The following is a 22,327-nucleotide window of genomic DNA, read 5'->3' as shown; positions in this document are numbered from 1 at the left end:
CGTCATCCTGAACTTGGTTCAGGATCTTATCACAAGCGTCATCCTGAGCTTGACTCAGGATCTTGATGGTGAGTGTAGATTCCGGATCAAGTCCGGAATGACAATGTGTGATGAAAGATTCCGGGTCAAGCCCGGAATGACAGTGTGTAACGAGAGATTCCGGATCGAGTCCGGAATGACGATGCGTGGTGAAAGATTCAGGATAAGCCTGGAATGACCAGGAGTTATCCTGAACACAATACAGGATCCATAACGATAAAAGCTAATGAAATCCTTTTTTGGAGGAACAATAATGAAAAAATTTTCCTACGTATTACCGGTTATTATTGCACTTTCACTTTATTCTTTTACCGGATGCGGATACAACAAACTTCAGATGCTTGAAGAAGAAGTGTTCAAAGCATACGGTGACTTAGAATCGGCGCTGCAGCGAAGAGCTGACCTTATTCCAAACCTGGTAGCTACTGTTAAAGGTTATGCCGCGCACGAAAAGCAGACACTGCAGGCTGTCATTGAAGCGCGGGCAAAGGCCACTTCCATTCAACTATCGCCAAAAGACTTAAGCAACCCTGAAAAGATAGCCCAATTCCAGGCTGCACAGGGAGAGCTTTCTAGTGCACTGGCACGCCTTATGGTGGTTATTGAGCGTTATCCAAATTTAAAAGCTGACGCGCATTTCACCGATCTCATGCACCAGCTTGAAGGCACTGAAAATCGCATTAACGTGGCACGCCAGCGCTACAATGAAGCAGTCAAGGAATTCAATTCATCAATACGAATCTTTCCTTACAACATAACCAACAGCCTCTTGCTTCACTTAGAGCGCAAAGAGTACTTTAAAGCTGAAGAGGGTGCAAAACAAGCCCCTAAAGTTTCATTTGAGTAGGCGATAGTTACTGATGAAAGACCTTGTTGCAAAAATATTGTCGCAGTCGGATGCACAGTGCATCATTGATGCTGTGAAAAAAGCCGAGAAACAGACAAGCGCAGAGATTGTTCCAATGATAGTCAATGCAAGCTATCATTACCCGCTTGCAAGTGTTTATGCATCTGCAGCCTTATCGCTTCCGATCGCAATTGCACTTACCTACTACATTGCTCCGCTTTTTTACTTTCACAAAGACAACCTGTGGATTTTCATTGCGTTTTTTTCACTGCTGTTTCTTGTATTTAAAGTAACTATCGCTAAAAGCATTTTTTTAACGCGCCTTTTTTTAAATCCGCGCGAGGTAGAAGCTGAAGTGCGTGAAGCTGCCATCACTGCATTTTACAAAAATGGCCTGTACAAAACCGCTGATAAAAACGGCGTGCTTATTTATATTACGCTTCTTGAAAAAAAAGTGTGGATACTTGCCGATGAGGATGCACATAAAAAAATTGAGCCCCAATTTTGGGACAACTGTGTAAAGATAATTATTGACGGCATTAAGCAAAAGCAGTTTGTGCCTGCTTTATGCACAGCAATTGAAACAATTACAGCACGGCTTTCCAAAGAATACCCATACAGGGCAGACGATGTGGATGAGCTTAAAAACATAATAATTGGTGACAATCAATGAAGTGGCTTGCTACAGTGTGTATAGCATGTGCGATAGCTACAGGTGCTGTTGCCCAGGAACTTGTCGAGATTCCTCCACTGCGCGCACACGTCAATGATTATGCAGACATACTCTCAGATAATGTTGAAGCTGAAATGGAATCTAAACTCGCGCAGCTGGAAAAAGAAGATTCAACACAGGTAGTGGTGGTAACAGTACCATCAATTGGTGGTGAAGATATCGAAAGCTACTCCATACGACTTGCGGAAAAATGGAAGATTGGGCAAAAGGGGCTGGACAATGGCGTTATTATATTAGTTGCGCGCGATAATCGCAAGGTGCGCATTGAGGTTGGCAAAGGACTAGAAGAAACCTTAACCGACCTTCTTGCAGGCAGAATCATTGATTATATTATTATCCCTGAATTTAAAAATGGCGATTACGATGCCGGCATTGCAAAAGCCGTTGACGCAATCATTGACATTGTAAAAGGTAAATTTGATGCAAACAGCTTGAAACCTAAAAAAGCTGCTCCTGATTATGCCACTTTTATCTGGATTGCCTTTATAGTTATGATGTTTATAAGTGCTCTGGGACGCATTACCAGCGGAGTACTTGGCGCTGTGGTGCTTCCCATAATTGGAGCATTCTTTGGGTTTGGTCTGCCAGCGCTTATTATTTTAGCTGTTGTAGGATTTTTAGCTGGTATCATCATTGCATCCATGCCACACGGAGGCGGTGGATTTTATAGTGGTGGATTTTCTTCCGGTGGGAGTTTTTCATCAGGTGGAGGGTTTAGCGGCGGCGGTGGCAGTTTTGGCGGTGGTGGAGCATCAGGAAGCTGGTGATTAGTATGTACTTGGGACTTGATGTTGGAGGCACACATACAGATGCTGTAATAATAGACCATTCTGGTGTTGTAGCTCATACTAAAGTTGTTACCACACATCATAACCTGTTAGAATGCATTAATGAGGCATTTACCAGGGTTCTTAGCGGTGTTGAACCATCTCATATTAAACGTGTAAACTTAAGTACAACACTTACTACAAATGCAATCATCGAAAATAAGTGTGAAGAGGTGGGGATTTTTGTTTCTGCAGGACCTGGCATTAATCCCAAACATTATGAAATTGGCAACCACTACTTCTGCATTGACGGCCAGATTGACCACCGTGGTACTGAAATTTCACTGCTTAACCTGAATCAAATAGATAAAGCCATAAAAAAATGTCGTAAAAAAGGCATAAAAGTATTTGCAGTTGTTTCAAAATTTTCAACCCGAAACCCAATCCACGAACAGTATATTCAGCAAAAACTTGCAGAAGCTGACTTTATCAGTGTTGGGCACACCTTATCAGGCAATCTTAACTTCCCACGGCGTATTGCAACGGCATACTACAACGCAGCGGTGTGGCGCCTTTACAATAAATTTTCTTACGCTATAGAAGAAAGCCTTAAAGGGTTTGGGGTGATAGCTCCGGTTAATATACTCAAAGCTGATGGGGGGACTATCCCGCTGCATGTATCACGCAACGTGCCTGTTGAATCAATTTTATCCGGACCTGCTGCAAGCGTAATTGGCACCATGGCGCTATGTAATATTACTGAAGACGCTGTTATGCTTGATATCGGTGGCACCTCCTGTGATATTGCCCTGTTTGCTGATGGTGCGCCTTTAATTGAAAAGGATGGCATAAAGCTTAACAGTCATAACACGTTGGTGCGGTCGCTTAAAACAAAATCAATTGGCATTGGTGGAGATTCTGCAATAAAGGTGGATGGCACAACTGTTACTGCCGGCCCACAGCGATTAGGTATGTCAATGGCCGAAGGTGGTCAAAACCCAACAATCATTGATGCGCTCAATGTAATTGGCACAATACATTTCAAGGATACTGCACGTTCTGAAGCAGGAATACTTGCATTAGAAAAATCATCTGGAATACCTGCACACACAATAGCAAACCAGGCAATTACCTATGCTCTTGATATCATTCATAACGAAGTCAGAGCTATGATAGATGAGGTTAATTCGCGACCTGTATATACAATCCACGAATTCCTTAAGGGAAAGGTGCTGAAGCCAAAAACTATCTATCTTATTGGTGGCCCGGCAAAGCCGCTAGCTAATCTTATTGCACAGCGGTTTGGATGGAATGTTAAAGTGCCACAGTTCTGCGAAGTTGCCAATGCAATTGGTGCAGCAGTTGCGCGCACTACCGTTGATATTGAACTTTTTGCTGATACACAGCGCTGTCGCCTCCTTGTACCAAACCTTAATGTCAACATCCGCATACCACAGCACTACGATGTTGACAACGCTATTGAGGATGCAACTAACTACATGATGCAATATCTGGAATCAATTGGTGTTGATGAAAAAGAGCGTGAAATTGAAATTTTACAGGTCTACTCATTCAACATGGTGGAAGGATTTGAAACTATAGGAAAAAATATCCGTGTTCACTGCCAGGTAAAACCGGGAATTTTACATCAATGCAAGGACATACTGAAAATATGAAAGCAAAGTCTACACTGGGTGTTGTGTTTTTCCCTGCGTTTGACTGGGCAATTCACCCCTTGCACCCCGAGCGGGAAGAACGACTACTGTATACATTAGACCAATTTAATGAAGAAGGCATATTTGACATTCCTGGTATTTATCAGTATAAGCCTGATATAGCCTCACATGATGATATTATGCGAACACATTTTTGCTTCCCTGATGTTTCAAAAGTAACTACCGAATCACATTTGATATCAGCAGGTGGCACAATAAAAGCTGCAACATTAGTACTTGAAAAAACAGTTAATAAATCATTTGCGCTGGTTCGTCCTCCTGGTCATCATGCTATGAAGGTTGTTCATGGTGCACGAGGTTTCTGTAATATAAATATTGAAGCCATTATGGTAGAATATATACGTGAACATTATCCTGTAAAAAAGATAGCTATTGTAGACACTGATTGCCATCATGGTGACGGAACCCAAGATATCTACTGGCATGATAAGGATGTGCTGTATATTTCAATGCACCAAGACGGACGCACATTATATCCCGGTACCGGCGCTATTCATGAACTTGGTGGGCCTAATGCACTTGGCACCACTATTAATATACCATTGCCTCCAAATACTTCTGATGAAGGATTTCTGATGGCAATGGAGCGAGTGGTGCTTCCTATTCTGAAGGATTTCAAACCTGATCTGGTTGTCAATTCTGCAGGGCAGGATAATCACTATTCAGACCCTATTACCAATATGAATTTTTCGGCCCAAGGTTATGCCAGGCTTACTGAAATGCTTAATGCTGATATTGCTGTGCTTGAAGGTGGTTACTCAATTCAAGGGGCGCTGCCATATGTCAATCTGGGCATAACACTTGCCATGGCAGGCCTTGATTATTCGTATGTGCGTGAACCGGATTATTCGCAGAAAGACTTAGCTCAGGATAAAGAGATAACAAAATATATCAAACGACTGTGCGACCAAGTTTTAAAACGATATGAGGAATGCAAAAAACCCTCTTTTAAACTAATGCCGGGCAATTATGATGTGCGAAAAAAAGAAATATATTATGACACCGATAACATCCGTGAGATGCAGTTAGAATCCATTATGGTATGTGAAGAATGCCGTGGTGTGCTTAAAATTGAAACAACATCAACTGTCAATCCATTATGTTTAGGTATTGAAATTCCGCTAGGCGCATGTGACAGGTGCCACAATGAAGGATACCGCCTGCTTGAGCATGCCCTTTCGGGCGACAGATATAAATATGTACAGCTTATAGACAGAAAAAATAAAAAATATGTGATGTATTAATACAATGTAGGGGCGTATGGCAATACGCCCCTTTTTTAAATTCATTACGATATAAACAGCATCTCCCAGAAGCGTGGGAATGGCCACAAGTTGTCGCTTGTGTGGGTTTCCAGCTTATCTGCTTTGGCACGCAGTGTATTCATCTGATCTTTTATGGTATAGGCATAAAATTTTGCTTTTTCAAGCTCATCATGAATATTACTTGCTTTGGCAATTAATTCTTCAAGGGTATCTGCTTCTTTTATTATATCATTATTGAGTGATGTAATTGTAGTGCATAGTTTTTTCTGTGCATCTATTGGTGCATTTTCACCTAATAAATCAACTACTCTTAAGCATGATGAAGCAATAGAATTTTGATACCGCAGGGTTGCCGGCAGTATTTTGGTTTGCACCATATCAAGCATAGTCTTTGCTTCAATATCCATTTCTTTTATGTAACGCTCTAATCGTATTGTATACCGTGCTTCCAATTCTACCGGCGAAAGCACACCATACTTTTCAAAAAGCTTAATAGCTTTCTCTGTAACTAAATCCGGCAATGACTCCACGGTTACTTTTTTATTGGGCAGACCTCTTCGTGCTGCTTCTTCTTCCCATTCCTTTGAGTAATTGTCGCCCATAAATAGTATGGGTTTTATCTTCTTTATTTCATCACGAATGACATCAATTGCTGCCTGGCGCACATCACCACTTTTTGTTTCAATCTTATCAGCGATAATATCAAGGCTTTCAGAAACAATGGTATTAAGAATTGTAACAGGAAATGCAATAGATTGTGAAGAGCCCACCGCTCTAAACTCAAATTTGTTACCAGTAAATGCAAATGGTGACGTACGGTTGCGGTCGGTATTATCTTTGCTGAGTACTGGCAAAGTGGAAAGACCTAAATCAATAATAGCTTTATTAGTTGCCTTGCTTATGACTCCCTGTTCAATATCATTGAGTATTTTAGTAAGCTGTTCGCCCAAAAATACTGAGATAATTGCTGGTGGGGCTTCATTTGCACCTAACCTGTGGTCATTGCCACTGGATGCAACCGATGCTCGCAATAAATCAGCATGATAGTACACAGCTCTAATGGTTGCAGTTAAAAAGACTAAAAACTGTATATTATCCTGTGGCGAATGCCCTGGATTAAGAAGGTTATTGCCTAAATTATCCGACAATGACCAGTTACAGTGCTTTCCCGAACCATTAATGCCTGCAAATGGCTTCTCGTGAAGAAGCGCAGCCAGACGGTGTTTCTGTGCAACACGTTTGAGCGTTTCCATCACTAAATGGTTATGGTCAACCGCAATGTTTGCTTCTTCAAATATTGGAGCTATCTCATACTGGCTTGGTGCAACTTCATTGTGCCGTGTTTTTGCTGGAATGCCCAATTTATAAAGCTCCTCTTCAACATCGTGCATGTAGGACAAAATCCGTTCTTTTATACTACCAAAATAATGATCTTCCAACTGTTGTCCTTTGGTGGGTGCAGCTCCCAAAAGAGACCTTCCTGTCAGCACCAAATCCGGGCGCTTGTAGTAGTAATCCATATCAATAAGAAAATATTCCTGTTCAGGACCCACTGTTGATATTACTCTTGTTGCTTTATCATTACCTAAAAGACGCATTACCCTCAAAGCACTCTTATTGATTGCTTGAATGGATCTCAAAAGTGGTGTCTTTTTATCCAGCGCTTCACCAGTATATGAAAGGAAAACAGACGGGATACACAGTGTTGCACCTATTCCACTTCTAAGGATGAATGCAGGACTTGAAGGATCCCATGCAGTGTAGCCTCGTGCCTCAAAAGTTGAACGCAGTCCACCGCTAGGGAAACTTGATGCATCTGGCTCACCTTTTACCAGAGTTTCTGCGCTAAAACGCTCTATTACTTCGCCATATTCTGTAAACTCAATGAATGAATCATGCTTTTCAGCAGTGGCACCAGTCATTGGCTGGAACCAGTGGCAGAAATGTGTGGCACCCTTTTCTATTGCCCATTCCTTCATTGCATGTGCAACGGTTTCTGCAATTTCAGGATCTAACTTTTCGCCATCCTTAATGATTCGTATTAGTTTTTTACATACATTGGCAGGTAATTTCTGGCGCATTACTTTAAAATTAAATGTATCCTCACCATAATACTGGGATACAGGCATCTCCTTTTCCCGAGTTACCACATAATCACGCTCAGATGCAATATTTTTAATAAAACGCTTCATACATAAACCTCGCTTTTAATTTTAAAACCTTTGTTATGATGATGGTTCATTGAACTTTTAAGTACACAAAAGTCAATTGAGTTATTAGCAGCTAATATCCAATTATAAGATATTTAACATGTTTGTAATAATTAGTAAAATTGAAAAATTATCAAGAAATATTTTTTCATTATCACTTCTTGAAAAGAACGTCCTGCACTACCTCGTCAAAATCACCCGGTTGCAACGCACCACGTGGGCACACATTGACACAGGTATAACATGCTGTACACAATTCAGGATCAATTGTAAAAATTTCTCCATTGCGAGTGATTGCTCCCTGGGGACATGCCTCCACACATTTATCACAGAAAATACATGTGCCACAACTTATACATCTGTCAACTTCACGTGTTTCACCACCAAAATATGCAATATTAATCCTTCGTCTTGGTACCAGAGTCTTTTCAGGATAGATAAAATCCTCGTCTGCAAGCATTGCATGTATCTCCATTGCAGCAATTCTGCCCATTCCAATTGCATCAGTGATAAGTCCTGTTTTCACAATATCCCCACAGGCAAACACTTTTGGGTCTGAAGTTTTGAAGGATTTATCACCGGTTACTATCGCCCCCCGCTCATTTAACAACACCGTATCACCTAAAAATGAAAGATCCGGCCTTTCGCCAATGCTTATAAATACTACATCAGCTTTGATGGACTCTCCATTAGTAAAATGGATATGCGACTCATCAATATGATCAACAGTACGTGGCCACAAAATTTTTGTGCCAAGCCTTTCAGCCATTTCTTTTTCTTTTCCAAAAGCAAGCGGCTTTTGAATATCAACCGCTGTAACACTTTTTGCACCATGACGCCATGATTCACATGCAATATCCATGCCAACATTGCCTGCACCAATGATAACAACATCTTTATCGCTAAGGTCCATTGGATTGCCATCGTTTATGCCAATTAAAAACTCAAGGCCTGACACAATGCGCTCCCCACCCTTAACCTGAAGCATCCGCGAAACATACGCGCCAGTAGCAACAAGCACAACATCAAAGTCATTATAAATTTTTGCAAAAAGCTTTTTATCAACAGGAGTAGAAACTTTAAACTCAATAGGTAAACTTTTAATCCTTTGTAAATCTTTGCTTAACACTTCATCAGGCAGCCTGTCTTTAGGAATTGCCATGCGCACTTTACCACCAATATCAGCAGTTTTTTCAAATACCGTTACTTTATACCCTCTTCGTGCTAGTTGCCATGCAGCTGACAACCCGGCTGGGCCTGCACCTATAATTGCTATTCTTTTATCCTTTGGCTTTCCATATACCAAAGGATTAAAATCAGGATAGTACTCGCGCGCTAAGTAGGGAATATTCATTGGCCCATCAATCATATTGCGGCTGCATGCATCCATACAAGGCGCAGGGCACACTGTACCACACACCGACATCCTAAATGGGGTGTATTCATCCATAAGCATTTGTGCTTCCTTAATCTTTCCGTCCTTGATAAGATTGATAAAAATAGGGGTTGGAATGCCACTTGGACATGCATAGGTGCATGGCGGTGTAAGGTTAAGATGTATTGGTTTTTTTGATTTGATATTCATCGCGGGAGCATACAGGCTAGCAAAGGGCCTGTGCCCTTTTTTAGTAATCTTTACAAAGTCGTGTAAGTTTATATGCGATAGCTCAACATAAGGAAACGCTGATTTGAATGTATTAAGCACCTTCTGCAAAAACTCAATATCTTCATTGTCCATTTGTGCCATAATTGCGCCCACACCCAAACGACGCGAATCAACATTTCCCCTGATATAAATAGCACCACCATGGATACCCGTTCCAATATCATTTCCAACTGGTTCTTTTTTATCAAAACGGTTCAACACCACAACGCGCCCACCAGCCATGTATTCACCACAATAATCTTTTGCAGTACCACCAATAACAAGTAGAGGAATCTGTTGGCCATATTCTTTCATGTGTATACCTGCACGGTACTCAACATCATCGCGAATTAAAATTTGTCCACCCCGCATTGAATGCCCGGGGATCTCACCTGCTTTTCCGTGCACAATGATAGTACCACTATTCATGGTATTGCCAATGCCATCCTGGGCATTGCCATGGACAATTATTACAGGTCCATTCATAAATGCACCAAGGTCCTGCCCTGGTGTACCATTAATTGTTATAGTGACAGTGTTGTTAAGCCCTCCACCAATATATCGTTGGCCTAACACATTCTCAAGCGTTATAGAAGATTCGCCCTTTGCGATAATCTCCCGTATTTGACGATTTAACATTTTATAATAAATGCCTTTGGCATTCAAAGTTGAAGTCAACACCATTTCCCAATCCTCCTTTATGCACCAGCATGTTTGACGCCTAATATTCTGAGTTCTTCTTCATTAAGGCCAACACCACGCAGCCTGTCTCTGTTGCCACGCATAGCTTCAATTGCATTAATACCCATTGACCCCATCAGCTCTTCAATTTCTTCGGCCCATGCATGAAGTAGATTCTTCAATGCCCACGCTGCTTCATCAACATCAATGCGTTCTGCAAGCCCGGGCTTATTTGTTGTTATGCCATACGCACATTTGCCGGTAAAACACCGCTGGCACATACCACAGCCCAATGCAATAAGTACTGGAGTTGCAACATACACTGCATCAGCACCCAAACATATTGCCTTTAAAACATCCGAAGAACACTGAATGCCACCGCTTGCTACCAGGCTCACCTGGTTACGTATACCCTCTTGCCGCAGACGTTCGTCAGCAGCAGCTATGGCAAGCTCAATAGGAATGCCGGTATTCTGTCGTATCTGCAGAGGTGTAGCACCGGTACCACCCCTAAAACCGTCAATGGCAATAATATCTGCACCCGCTCGTGCAATGCCGCTAGCAATTGCTGCAACATTGTGTACTGCAGCAATTTTAACGCTAACAGACCTTATACTCAGTTGCTTCCTTGATTGCATAAATAAGCTGCCGTAAGTCTTCTATTGAGTAAATATCATGATGCGGTGCTGGTGACAATGCATCACTCCCTTCCGGGATCATTCGTGTTTCTGATATTGGTTTTGAAACCTTTTCACCAGGAAGATGACCGCCAATGCCTGGCTTGGCACCCTGGCCTATCTTTATTTCCACTGCAGCTGCAGACTTTAAATAATCTTCACTTACACCAAAACGTCCCGATGCCACCTGAACAATTGTGTTGGCACCATATTTTTCACGCAGTGACTTGTGGAATCCACCTTCACCAGTGTTCCAGTATGTCCCAATTTCCTTAGTTGCTTTTGCTTCGGCCTCATGTACTCTAAGGTTTAATGCTCCAAAGCTCATAGCACCAAACATAATAGGAACTTCTAACTTTAGAAGCGGATATGTGTCTTCACCCCATTTTGCAGGACGGCGGCCCAAATACGTACGAATTTCCATTGGTTCGCGCAACGGGTCAATCGATGGGTTTGTAACCTGGCATGCATCAAACATCAGGTGGTCAAAATAACGCCGCTGGGGCCCCGTTGCACCATTGCCCACCAGAAGCACTCCGCCTTCAGATGACGCCTGCTTCCAGATATTGCCCACATACTCGGGCGTCCAGTAACCATGGCTTGTATACATGGGACTTTGAACAATATGAATTGCATTATACGGGCACATCTTCACACAGCGCTGGCATGAACCACACGACGTAAGATTTGCCACTGGCTTATACACTATAGTTCCATTATCCAGTTTTTCTGGTTTTAAAGCAATCTCGCCCCATGAGCACTCATGTGCACACAGGGTACAACCGTTTCTATAATCACACCGTGAATAATCAATCTCAGGGTGAAAAGGAGGTATGGTTTTCCAGTTATTCTTCATTGAAGCCATTATGCCGCCTCCTCCTTAGCTAAATTTATAATAACAGCCTCACCACCTTTTGGCGACCAAAGCTCATCAACTTTTGGAGATAGTAATCGTATACTGCATTCTTCTGATGATGCGTAGTAGGTTGAGCCAACACGCGCACAAACTACTGGCCTAAGTTTGTTCCTATCATTAAGAACTATCGCCCCACCTGAATGTGTGAGTACTATTCCAAACGGACCATTAACAATAGCCTGACCATACATCTGGCGCAGAAGCATTTTTTTATGTGACTTTTCATATTCTATGTCTTCCCATAATGCAGGTGCCATCACAAAGCAGGCATCCTCAACACTCAAGCCATCTTTGCGGGTAAGCTTGTCAAAGATGTAGCTTATAACCTCAGTATCAGTCTGAAGCATGCAGAAGTAACCAAACATCTCAAGCCACCGTTTATTGGTGCCATAACTTGTTATCTCACCATTATGGACTACAGCTTTATCAAGTATTGTAAACGGATGGGCACCACCCCACCATCCAGGAGTGTTGGTGGGAAAACGGTTATGAGCAATCCACATGTAGCCTTTGTAATCCTGTATGCGGAAAAAATCAGCAATGTCTTCAGGGAATCCTACTCCCTTAAATACCCCCATATCTTTACCTGAAGAAATGACATACGCATCTCCCATTTTGTTAATTGCCATCACAATATCAACCATAGCATCATCTTCATTTTTACCAACGGGTATTTGTTCTTTTAAGGGATTAACAAAGTAGCGTTTAAAGTATGGTCCTGATGGAATCACGCTTGTTGGATACACAGGGATTTCTTCAGAATGATGAACCTTGGTTTTTTGTTCCAGAAAATTTTCAATTTTTTTAATAACATCACTGTGCCGGCCTGCCTGATACATAATATGAACTGCATAATTATCTTTATGTTCAGGATAAATGCCATATGCTGCAAAACCACCTCCAAGGCCGTTCCCTCGCTCATTTTGGATACGGATTGCCTCGCGAATATAGCTTCCGTCAATTTTGGTACGATCAGTGTTTATGATACCTACTATGCCACACATAGTTCCCTCTTTTCAGTATTTAATGGTAATTACCATAGATAGCGCGTATACTATCATATTCAATTGAAAAGTAAATATAAATGTTACATGCATGTTAAATTTATTGCTTTACAGTATGCAGGTCTACATCAGTATTGTTTTATTGTAAGCGATAGTTACTGTTGAAATTATTTGTTGATGTTCAAGTTTTAGTTTAAGGATAAACACCCCGTAGCTTTTTATACATGGTGAGAATAGCACGAATGTAAGGTGATGCCCATGTTTTTCATTAAAAAACTTATAACCAGTGCTGTATTGCCACCAGGGATAGTAATTATTATCTTTGCTATCATTGGTGTGTGTGCAAAAAGGAAAGCTGTAACAATACTTTCTTTAATATGCGCTCTTATGTTGTACGCCCTTTCAATTGAGCCTGTAAAAGATTTTATTTTTTTACCATTGGAAAATAAAGCAAAAGCGATAACTCCCTTACTTCATATTGCAAATATAAAAAACTCAAATGGGAATAACAATCAAAATGTATACAGTAAAGAAATAGATGCCATTGTAATTTTGGGGGGTGGTGTGTATGAAAATGGCAATTTTACAGAAGATTCTGCAAATAGACTGCTTGCCGGATATTTTCTTTATACATTAATAAATAAACCTGTGATACTTTCAGGAGGTTCGGCTGATTTCAATATACAGGAAAGCTATACAATGTATTCAGTGTTGCGCCATCTGCAAGTACCGCAAAAGGACATTATTATTGAAAGCAAAAGCCGTGATACTTTTGATAATGCACACTATGTAGCACAAATCTGTAATAGAAAAAATTTCACCCATGTTGCATTGGTTACCTCTGCATATCACTTGCCCAGAGCATATATTTATTTCAGCAACACTAATCTTCATATTACTCCTGTTATCTGCGATTCCAAATTGGACATGCGGTACAGCTATTATAGCTTTTTGCCAACGTTCTCTAATTTAGCTAATTCCACCAAAGCAATGAGAGAGTTACTTGCACTTGCAGTGTTATACATAACAGGGAGCCAGTAGCAGGAGCTATCGCCAAGCATTTACTGTACTTTTTCCACATCACCAGTACAACAGCCTATTTCCATAAAAAATTTATTTTGTGGAACTGGTAATCCATACAATCGTGTTTCAATAAGCTCGGTAATGATGCCACACTGCTTTACCGTATCAAGATATGCATAGCGTGTCACTGCACCCCCTTGTGTGATGATGACTCCTGACTGAATCACTTCAATGCCAGCATCTTTAACACGCTTCATCCCCTGATTGTACGATAGCACCAGCGATCCAACATGGTGAATACCATCACCGGATTGTGCTATAAGTTGTGAATATATGCATTCATCACCGCCTTTCAATTGTATGAGCTCAACTTCAATACCCTTATGAAACGCAAGGACAATATCCACATCAATAGTTATCGGTTTGCCCCTGAAGATAGCCTGGTGACTCACAGTCTTTGATCTAAACCAGGGACCAATTCCAAGTATATTAGTGTAATTTTTTACTGCCTGAGTTATATCCTGTACCACAATCCCCAACTGATTTATAGCCGGCAATCTGATGTTTGGTTGAGTATAATAAGAATCAATATTGTGCATACTACCTTCCTCCACACACACAAACTGTTGAAGCAATTGGTTTAGATGTATAGTCATTCAATAGCTATACAATAAATCATATATCCAGCACCAAATCAACCCAAAAAGAGATAAGGCTGTGATTGCACAAGACTTTAGATTACACTACTGTAACATCATTATATAGCAGAAGTGATAGTTACAAATGAATATTTTACGCTTAAATATATTTTTTGCACTAGCTTTTTTGGTCATTGCGCATGGACATAATCTCCAACAATTCAATGGTTGACATGTTTACATTATATTTTTTTGTTGGTTCAATTTAATTGGGGGGTTTTTTTATGTTTGTGGCATTTTTTCTGGTGGTAATCCCCATATTATTTGATAACTATGAAATCCATGAACCTTTGTAAACTTAAATGTGTAATTTGTAAACCGATAACTATATGTATCGTCTTCTTGCAACAGTACTTTTATAAATTCTTCTAACACATTTTCAATGCAATACTCAATCAACAATGCAACACTCATCTTCCACATTTTCTTCATATCCAGTAAAAATTCATATTCGTTATATCTAATATACAGATGAATTCTTCCCCATTTCTTCTTATCCCTTTTTCTATACTGTATGTTTCTAAAAGTTTTTGGAATTCTTTTTTCGCATAACGCAGCATAGTGTATAAGTGATGTTATTATATCACTCATTGATAGGCCACACATATCAGCATAATACTCCAAAAGTTCACGATGTTCCTGTGTTATGCATGTTGTAGTTTCAAATTGCATTTCTCATCCTCCCAAAGTAAGTTGTATGTATATATTTTAAAAGAAGTATATTTACAAAAACGGTACGTCAATCAAAAATTTTACTATAATTAAATTCTTTATTGCTACTTTTTAAAATAATTTCTTTACTTTTTTCAATCATTTGTTATATAATAACAAAAAGACAATAGGGAGGTTTTACCATGAATAGGGGAAAGAAAATAATTATTGGCTTAATTATTTTGATAATTGCCCTATGCCTGGCACTAGTTCTATATATTACAAACTTGGCAAAATCAGGATTGCCACAATATTCAGGGCAGTTGCAGCTTAAGGGATTGTTGCAACCTGTTAAGGTCTACCGCGATGAGTATGGCATACCCCATATCTATGCAAAGAATGAAAAAGACCTTTATCTTGCTACGGGATTTATAATGGCTCAAGATAGAATGTGGCAAATGGATTTGCTTCGCCGTGTTACCACTGGAAGGCTGTCCGAAATTTTTGGTGATAGCATGCTTGAAACCGACGTGCTCATGCGTGCATTACAAATAACAAAGAAATCAAAATATGTAATAGCGCATACCGACCCAAACGTGATTGCTCATTTGCAGGCATTTGCTGACGGTGTGAATCAGTATATATTTCATTACAACGAAAATCTACCACTTGAATTTAGAATCCTGGGATATAAACCAGAAAACTGGAAGGTGGAAGATTCAGTCAACTTAATTGGCTATATGGCGTGGGACCTTACTATGCCATGGACTACCGAAACCATTCTGTACAAGATATGGAAAAAAGTTGACCAGGTTCATGCAAAAGCGTTAACACCAGATGTTAAATATATTACTGATGTCATCTATCAACAATATGTACGGCAAGAGGATTTACCAGAGCTTTCGGACACAATTCTTGGTGCAACACAAAAGCTTATAGACATTGGTGCTGGAATATTTTTTGCCAGCAATAACTGGGCTGTTTCTGGTAAAAAAAGTGTAACCGGAAAACCAATACTTGCAAATGACATGCACCTTGGGCTTTTCATACCCGGAATATGGTATCAGATGCATCAGGTAGTTGATGGCAAACTCAATGTTACCGGGGTTGCAATCCCCGGAGAGCCAAGTATAGTATGCGGGCACAATGAGCATATTGCCTGGGGTATGACTAATGTAATGGTTGATGATATGGATTTCTACCTGGAAAAAGTGAATCCTGCTAATAAACTGCAGTACCAGTTTAATGGCACATGGAAAAACTTTACTGTAGTTAAGGAAGAAATAAAAATAAAGGGGGGCCAATCTGTAACAAAAGAAATTCTTTTCACTCACCGCGGACCAGTGATTACTGATTTTAAGAAAATGAATGACGTAATTTCAATGCGATGGATGGGCAATGAACCAAGCAATGAACTGTTAACAGTGTACATGCTGAACCGTGCAAAAAACTGGAAAGATTTTACAAATGCTATAAGTCATTTTCGCTCGGTAAGTCAAAATATTGTGTATGCAGATGTTAACGGCAATATAGGATTATACTGTGCAGCGGGCATCCCTATCCGTAAAGGCAATCCTATGATGATAAATCCAGGTTGGACTAGCGAATATGATTGGAAAGGAATTGTTCCATTTGAAAGACAGCCTCATGTGTTTAATCCTTCACAGGGCTTTGTTGCCTCAGCCAACAATAAAACTGTTATGGAAAAATATCCCTTCTACATCAGCTATTGGTTTGAAATGCCATGGCGGTATAACCGTATAGTCACACTTCTAACACAAAAAGAAAAATTATCAGTTAATGACTTTAAAACAATCCAAACTGATCAGGTTAGTGAATTAGCAAAAACGTGGAAGCCATTACTCTTACAAATTATTGAGGGCGATAGCTCCTTAATGGACCAGCTGAAAAATATTTACACCATTATAAAAGAGTGGGATTGCAGCTACAGTGTTGATAGCATCGCTGCTACACTGTTTGATACATTTTACATTAAGCTTGCATACAATATCTTCCATGATGAATTGGGAGATGAACTCTACCAGGAACTCATGAAGGAAAGAGTTCTTGTAAATCTTTTCATCGATACCATACGGATAAACAATGGTTCAATCTGGTGCGATGATGTAACAACAACACCTAAAGAATCTTTCAATGATATAGTTGCCAGATCACTGAAAGATGCAGTATTATCTTGTAAGAATGACTTTGGCAACAATCCTGTAAAATGGAAATGGGGAAGCGCTCATAAATTGGTTTTAAAACACCCTTTGGGAGAGGTTAAGATTTTAGACTGGATGTTTAGATATAATAGAGGACCATACCCTGTTGGTGGCAGCTTCCATACTGTATGCCCCTATTCGTATAAGCTTACTAATCCATTTGTAATAACCGACGGCGCTTCACAGCGGCATATATACCCCATGCATAATCTCAATGAATCACTCACTGTAATTCCTACAGGTATCAGCGGCCATACAGCAAGCCCATACTATTGCAATCAAACACAAATGTACGTTGAGATGAAATATCACAATGATTACATTGATAGTGAATTGATCCAGCGTAATGCAAAATTCATAATGACTTTGCTTCCATAGCTGTAATATGAAAGGGTTCCGTCAAGGAACCTTTTTTTTAAATACTATGCTCCAATTGCTTTAGCTGCTTTTATCACATCATCATAATCCGGCTCGCGAGTAATATCTGGTACAATTTGCCTGTAAGAGATTGTGCCAGCTTTATCAATGATCCATACAGAGCGTGCTATTAATCCCAATTCTCTTATGTAAACACCATAACTTAAACTAAAACTTTTATCCTTAAAATCAGATAACGTTTTTATATTTTTCACATTGAATGAATCACAGAAGCGCTTTTGAGCAAATGGCAAATCCATACTTATTGTCAAAACCACTGCATCCAGCACAGAAGCTTCCTGATTGAATCTAGTTGTCTGAAGCTGACATACCGAAGTATCTAACGAAGGGACAGCACTGATAATAACAATTTTATCTTTAAAATCTAAAAGTGAAACAGCTGTAAAATTTACATCAAGAACTGTAAAATCAAGCGCTTTATCGCCTACCTCTGGCATATGACCTTCTAACGTTAATGGTTTGCCCTGTGCCGTAACCTTCATTGCTGGCATTTTGATATCCCCCTTTTCTCTTTAGTTATAAAAAAATACATTATTTACATCATTCTTGAAATGCTATGTATACCTGTGCTACACCTTCTACAGCCAAAGATGATACATTTATTACTTTAACGTTTATAAAAGCTTTTTTTCCATAAAAGGTATTCCCCATAATAACAAAATCAGCACCTGCTATTGTACTGGCCTTTACATATTCTTTCTCAGAAGCTAATCCTGCAATCACCAATTTATGTTCAATCATAATTTTCTCTAACTGTTCCCGTTCAATGATCATCCATTTATCAGACAAAAGATTTTTTTGTAGTAAAGCAGCCATTTTTTTTCCAAAATTAGTTGGTATCCCTTTAGGACCACTGAAGGGAACAATTGCAACATTGATTGATTTTATTTCAGACAATTTCTGTAATACAGGTTTTATCTGAGCTGCCAACACTACTGCAGCATCTTCGGGGGATGTAGTCGTCTGTATTCTTTGTGATGCACAACTTGCAATAAGAATTATAATTATAATGAAGATTACATTACCTCTTGCCTTCATAGTTAAATTCATACATTATGGATGGGAAAATAGCAAGAAAAATTTATTCTACCATTCACTTCGCAATCTAGTAAGTCCTTCGCCGCTTTTTTGCTGTATATTCTCTATCACCTTGATACCAAGTTGAAGATGTTTTTGTGTAAAAGCATTGAACACAAGGCTTGCGCTTTCCTTGCTTTTTATACCACCTTTTTTCAATGGTAAATCTGAAATAAGCATAATTGCACCAATAGGGACATTCATTGCATACGCAACAGCAAATAATGTGGCTATCTCCATATCTATTGCCAGTATTCTGTGTTTAAGGATATAATCAATAAATTCATTATCAAATTCCCACATACGATAATCCGTTGTAAGCATTATTCCAGTTTTTGGAGCCTGCCCGGTTTCCTTTGTGATTACCTTTTCACAAATTCGGTTAATCCAAAAACTTGGCTGGGCTGGGACATCTTTTGGTATATAATGGATGCTGGTTCCCTCATCCCGTACGCTTGCAGTTGGTATTAAAAAATCACCAACTTGAAGATTGTCATCAATTCCACCACACATGCCCAACATGAGCACTGCCTGAATTCTATCAAGATATGATAAGCAATGTACAACAATGCCCGCTGAAGGAGAACCAACACCAAAATTTATTATTGATATGTTGCGTTCATGGCTATGTGCACAACTCCAGTAGCCAGCATGCACCTTTGCACCTGTCATTGAAGCAAAATCATCCACATACCGCTGGAAATTGCACAAAATGATATATGAACCAAAATCATCAATTGATGAACCGGTATAGCGTTCAAGTGTTGAACGTGCATAGGTATCAGGACGCAGATTCATGATGTCTCTCCCTTTCTATAAAACAAATAGGCTTTTATCAATGTCATTCCGGACCTACCCCTGAATCTATTTTTCATTGAGATCCTAAAACGAGTTCAATGTGACAAATTACTAAATCATGCCTGTCCCGATGCAAATCGGGATTCAGGATGTTAAATTGAGTAATATAATACGATTATATATAAGCGCAACCATAAAATTATCAGTAACTATCGCACAAAAATCCCTGATAAGTACCCCGACGCAGCAATTCATCCTCTATGGCTTTTAATACCGTCCCCTTATGCAAGCCCCAAGCAGGAGCTACTAACATATCTTTGGGCTGATCACCTAGCAGCCGATGAATAATAATATCGCCCCTCAGGCGCTCAATAAAGTCACATACATACGATACATATTGCTTAAACGACAATAAGTTCACCGCACCACTATTATACATCATTTCAAGTGGAGTGCCTTTAATAACATGCAGATGGTGAATTTTAACACCACTGATAGGAAGTTTACTGATTTCATTTGCAGTAGCCATCATGTCATCCCAGCTTTCAGATGGTATCCCAAGAATAACATGGACACATACCGGAATGCCGCGCTTTGAAGCTCTCATGATTGCATCAATTGTCTGGGAATGTGTATGGCCTCTATTGAGGAGGCTCAAGCTTTTCTCATGCATGCTCTGCATACCAATCTCAAGCCACAACTCAAAATTGCTCTTTTTATAACTGGCTATTAAATCAAGCACATCATCAGGCACGCAATCAGGGCGAGTACCTATCATAAGGCCCACTACATTATTAAATTCTAATGCACTATCGTAAAGCTTTTTCAAAATATCCACCGAAGCATAGGTGTTGGTAAATGCTTGAAAATATGCAATGTAGTGCGGCGTATACATACCACGATTAAACCCACTAACTGCCGCTTGCATCTGTTGGTGAATCGACATGGCCTTTTCAGCAGTAGGTGATGCTGAGCCTAAAGAACAAAATATGCAGCCACCAGTGTCTATTGTACCATCTCTGTTGGGGCAACCAAGATTAGCGTTAATTGAAAGCTTAAGAATTTTTGCGCCAAACTTATGGTAAAGATAATCGCCAAAGAAATGGTACGGCTTGCCATACCAGTTGCCAACGTTATAATGATTTATTTTTTTCTTTTGGCACACAATACGAATTCTTTAAATACAACTGATTTTGATACTTAAAGGGATCAAGTTTTACAATTGCAACACGCTTTACACTCCTGATATTCCCTTTTGGTGAAAGCTGTACTATGTATATACCTTCTCCTGTTGGTTTTTCAAATCTTTTTTTACCAACCTTTACTTTTGCCTGAACAAACTGCCCGGCTATCTTTTTCAATGTTGTCTCATCACACCGTAGTGCATTGAAAATGGCTTCTTGTGGAGTCATATCTTTTTCAAGTACCACTAATACCGGTTTGATAATGGACGAAGCCATTGTATTAACCGCCTTATCAGGAATGGGGTATTTTGGTGCAATAGATTGCTGCTGTTCTACTTCTTTAAGATCCCTGTATTCACTGCGATATGTTTTACGCAATTCATAAAAGACCGGCGACCTGCTGACAAGTCCTATTGCCTTTCGCATTGTATAGCGAGCACTTTTGATTTTTCCCTTTCTTTTCAGGGCGATAGCTTTAGCATATAACTCCCTTGATCGCTCTACACGGTATTTCATGTCATGAATGTTTTCTATAATTGCAGCATCTTTAACTGGATCACAAACTTTTAGCAATTGCGACAGCACCTGCAATCCTTTTTCAGTATCACTTTTTGAAATATAGTAACAGGCAATTCGTGATAATTTGAGTAACATTAAATTTCTTGACGGATTAACATCATCAACTATACGCGGCCCCCAGAAGCCTGAAATATCTATACCAAAAGTAAGTGCTATAGTTTCCAGAATAGCTTCATAGTGTGACTGTGCAATAAGCTTTTGGGATTCAGGATTGTTTACTATTGCTTCATCATCGGGATTGGATATAAAACCTGATTCAAATATTACCGAGATGGGATAATTAACAAAGTAACTAAACCGATCATCTGCTACAGTACCATAATTCCAGCTATTTACCTTCAAGCCATTTGTTAACAGTTTGTCTTTAACTTTACTAGCCACTGTATATGAAAAACCACTGGCATCAAATTTATTGTACAATGTCAAAAATCCTTTATGCTCTTCCCTAATATGTGTAAGGTATGCGTTCCCATTACTATAGGTTATATGTATACCCTTAACATTTGCAAGCCCATACGCCTTGAATATTGCAGCAGTGTTGTTAAAGTGTTCTGAAATTACCAGAACTGCCTTTGCATTTTTTGCCAGTTCTACTGTTTCTCTGAAGGTTATATTGTAATAATTATCAGTCTTGCCTTCTAAAGCATCTATATAATCCTGAGTACTTACAACGTCAATATATGGATTCTTTTTCAATAGTTGATAGAGTTTACGCGAAATCGCCAGTGAATAATATTCTTCGGGTAAACCAGTACAACTCAACCTGCCTGTTTTTTCACCTTCCCACTTACCATCATCATCAATTCCATGAGCCGGATCAAAAAATATAACTATTTTTTCACCATTTTTTACACGGGTACTAAGATTATTATATAAATCATCAATAAAATGCAACATCTGTTGCAATTCATCTGAATGATCTTTATTTTGTTCCTCATTTATAATAGTAGCAATAATGTCGGGATGCTCAGCATAGACAGCAGAGCTCAATAACACAAATACAGGTAAAAGCAATAGTGCTATCACTACATTTTTCATTACACGTGTAATCCTATGTTAACTATATTTATAATGTCGAATAAAAAAGGTATTTTATTAAATTGATTCCCGTATATTTTGTTACTGCAAGTCTTTTTT

The 22,327-nt window shown here is 39.5% G+C and carries 18 protein-coding genes and 1 pseudogene; 8 read left to right on the top strand and 11 right to left on the bottom strand.

Going from position 1 to position 22,327, the window contains the following annotated elements:
* From N3F66_06195 to N3F66_06170, 6 genes are all read left to right on the top strand, one after another.
* Positions 1-217, top strand: a 217-nt coding sequence (locus N3F66_06195) for a hypothetical protein (GenBank protein MCX8123738.1), incomplete at its 5' end; no start/stop codon positions are given.
* Between the two features lie 75 nt (positions 218-292).
* Positions 293-886, top strand: coding sequence for a LemA family protein (locus N3F66_06190; GenBank protein MCX8123737.1), 594 nt, complete (start codon positions 293-295; stop codon positions 884-886).
* Between the two features lie 13 nt (positions 887-899).
* Positions 900-1,559 carry a TPM domain-containing protein gene (locus tag N3F66_06185; GenBank protein ID MCX8123736.1) on the top strand — a complete coding sequence of 220 codons (660 nt, stop codon included), beginning with the start codon at positions 900-902 and terminating at the stop codon, positions 1,557-1,559.
* Positions 1,556-2,386, top strand: a complete 831-nt coding sequence (locus N3F66_06180; GenBank protein ID MCX8123735.1) for a YgcG family protein — start codon at positions 1,556-1,558, stop codon at positions 2,384-2,386. The genes N3F66_06185 and N3F66_06180 overlap by 4 nt, the downstream gene beginning before the upstream one ends.
* Positions 2,387-2,391: 5 nt before the next feature.
* The gene (locus tag N3F66_06175) at positions 2,392-4,062 is read left to right on the top strand and encodes a hydantoinase/oxoprolinase family protein (GenBank protein MCX8123734.1); all 1,671 of its coding nucleotides are present in this window, start codon (positions 2,392-2,394) and stop codon (positions 4,060-4,062) included.
* The gene (locus N3F66_06170; GenBank protein MCX8123733.1) at positions 4,059-5,366 is read left to right on the top strand and encodes a histone deacetylase; all 1,308 of its coding nucleotides are present in this window, start codon (positions 4,059-4,061) and stop codon (positions 5,364-5,366) included. The genes N3F66_06175 and N3F66_06170 overlap by 4 nt, the downstream gene beginning before the upstream one ends.
* Before the next feature lie 44 nt (positions 5,367-5,410).
* Here the strand turns inward: N3F66_06170 and N3F66_06165 are convergent, their stop codons facing one another.
* The 4 genes and pseudogenes from N3F66_06165 to N3F66_06150 all read right to left on the bottom strand — a co-directional run bounded on the left by N3F66_06165 (position 5,411) and on the right by N3F66_06150 (position 12,520).
* Positions 5,411-7,516: a glutamine synthetase III gene (locus N3F66_06165; protein MCX8123732.1), complete on the bottom strand. Its 2,106-nt coding sequence runs from the start codon at positions 7,514-7,516 to the stop codon at positions 5,411-5,413.
* Between the two features lie 235 nt (positions 7,517-7,751).
* Positions 7,752-9,926: an FAD-dependent oxidoreductase gene (locus N3F66_06160; protein ID MCX8123731.1), complete on the bottom strand. Its 2,175-nt coding sequence runs from the start codon at positions 9,924-9,926 to the stop codon at positions 7,752-7,754.
* 14 nt (positions 9,927-9,940) lie between these two features.
* Positions 9,941-11,456: pseudogene (locus N3F66_06155) on the bottom strand (glutamate synthase-related protein).
* An 8-nt stretch (positions 11,457-11,464) separates the two neighbouring features.
* Positions 11,465-12,520 carry a glutamine amidotransferase family protein gene (locus tag N3F66_06150; GenBank protein MCX8123730.1) on the bottom strand — a complete coding sequence of 352 codons (1,056 nt, stop codon included), beginning with the start codon at positions 12,518-12,520 and terminating at the stop codon, positions 11,465-11,467.
* A gap of 258 nt (positions 12,521-12,778) precedes the next feature.
* Between N3F66_06150 and N3F66_06145 the strand changes: the two genes are divergently transcribed.
* Positions 12,779-13,561, top strand: coding sequence for a YdcF family protein (locus N3F66_06145; protein MCX8123729.1), 783 nt, complete (start codon positions 12,779-12,781; stop codon positions 13,559-13,561).
* 20 nt (positions 13,562-13,581) lie between these two features.
* On the opposite strand, the gene N3F66_06140 is transcribed toward N3F66_06145, so the two are convergent.
* The gene (locus N3F66_06140) at positions 13,582-14,142 is read right to left on the bottom strand and encodes a VOC family protein (protein MCX8123728.1); all 561 of its coding nucleotides are present in this window, start codon (positions 14,140-14,142) and stop codon (positions 13,582-13,584) included.
* A 321-nt stretch (positions 14,143-14,463) separates the two neighbouring features.
* Positions 14,464-14,913, bottom strand: coding sequence for a hypothetical protein (locus N3F66_06135; GenBank protein MCX8123727.1), 450 nt, complete (start codon positions 14,911-14,913; stop codon positions 14,464-14,466).
* A gap of 182 nt (positions 14,914-15,095) precedes the next feature.
* Here N3F66_06135 and N3F66_06130 point away from each other — a divergent pair, with 182 nt between their 5' ends.
* Positions 15,096-17,492, top strand: coding sequence for a penicillin acylase family protein (locus N3F66_06130; protein MCX8123726.1), 2,397 nt, complete (start codon positions 15,096-15,098; stop codon positions 17,490-17,492).
* Positions 17,493-17,536: 44 nt separating this feature from the next.
* Here the strand turns inward: N3F66_06130 and tpx are convergent, their stop codons facing one another.
* The 5 genes from tpx to N3F66_06105 all read right to left on the bottom strand — a co-directional run bounded on the left by tpx (position 17,537) and on the right by N3F66_06105 (position 22,228).
* Complete coding sequence (gene tpx / locus N3F66_06125) at positions 17,537-18,043, bottom strand: thiol peroxidase (protein MCX8123725.1); 507 nt, start codon at positions 18,041-18,043, stop codon at positions 17,537-17,539.
* 49 nt (positions 18,044-18,092) lie between these two features.
* Positions 18,093-18,590, bottom strand: a complete 498-nt coding sequence (locus tag N3F66_06120; GenBank protein MCX8123724.1) for a CsgG/HfaB family protein — start codon at positions 18,588-18,590, stop codon at positions 18,093-18,095.
* Between the two features lie 48 nt (positions 18,591-18,638).
* The gene (locus tag N3F66_06115; protein ID MCX8123723.1) at positions 18,639-19,427 is read right to left on the bottom strand and encodes an AMP nucleosidase; all 789 of its coding nucleotides are present in this window, start codon (positions 19,425-19,427) and stop codon (positions 18,639-18,641) included.
* A gap of 202 nt (positions 19,428-19,629) precedes the next feature.
* A complete protein-coding gene (locus N3F66_06110) occupies positions 19,630-20,592 on the bottom strand; it encodes a TIGR01212 family radical SAM protein (protein MCX8123722.1) in 963 nt (320 codons plus the stop codon).
* A complete protein-coding gene (locus tag N3F66_06105) occupies positions 20,561-22,228 on the bottom strand; it encodes an N-acetylmuramoyl-L-alanine amidase (GenBank protein MCX8123721.1) in 1,668 nt (555 codons plus the stop codon). Before N3F66_06105 ends, N3F66_06110 begins: the two co-directional genes overlap by 32 nt.
* Between the last annotated feature and the right edge of the window lie 99 nt (positions 22,229-22,327).

The organism is Spirochaetota bacterium (assembly GCA_026414805.1).
GTDB lineage: Bacteria > Spirochaetota > UBA4802 > UBA4802 > UB4802 > UBA4802.
Note: the sequence above shows the minus strand (reverse complement) of the source record. Positions and strands in the feature narration are given on the sequence as shown.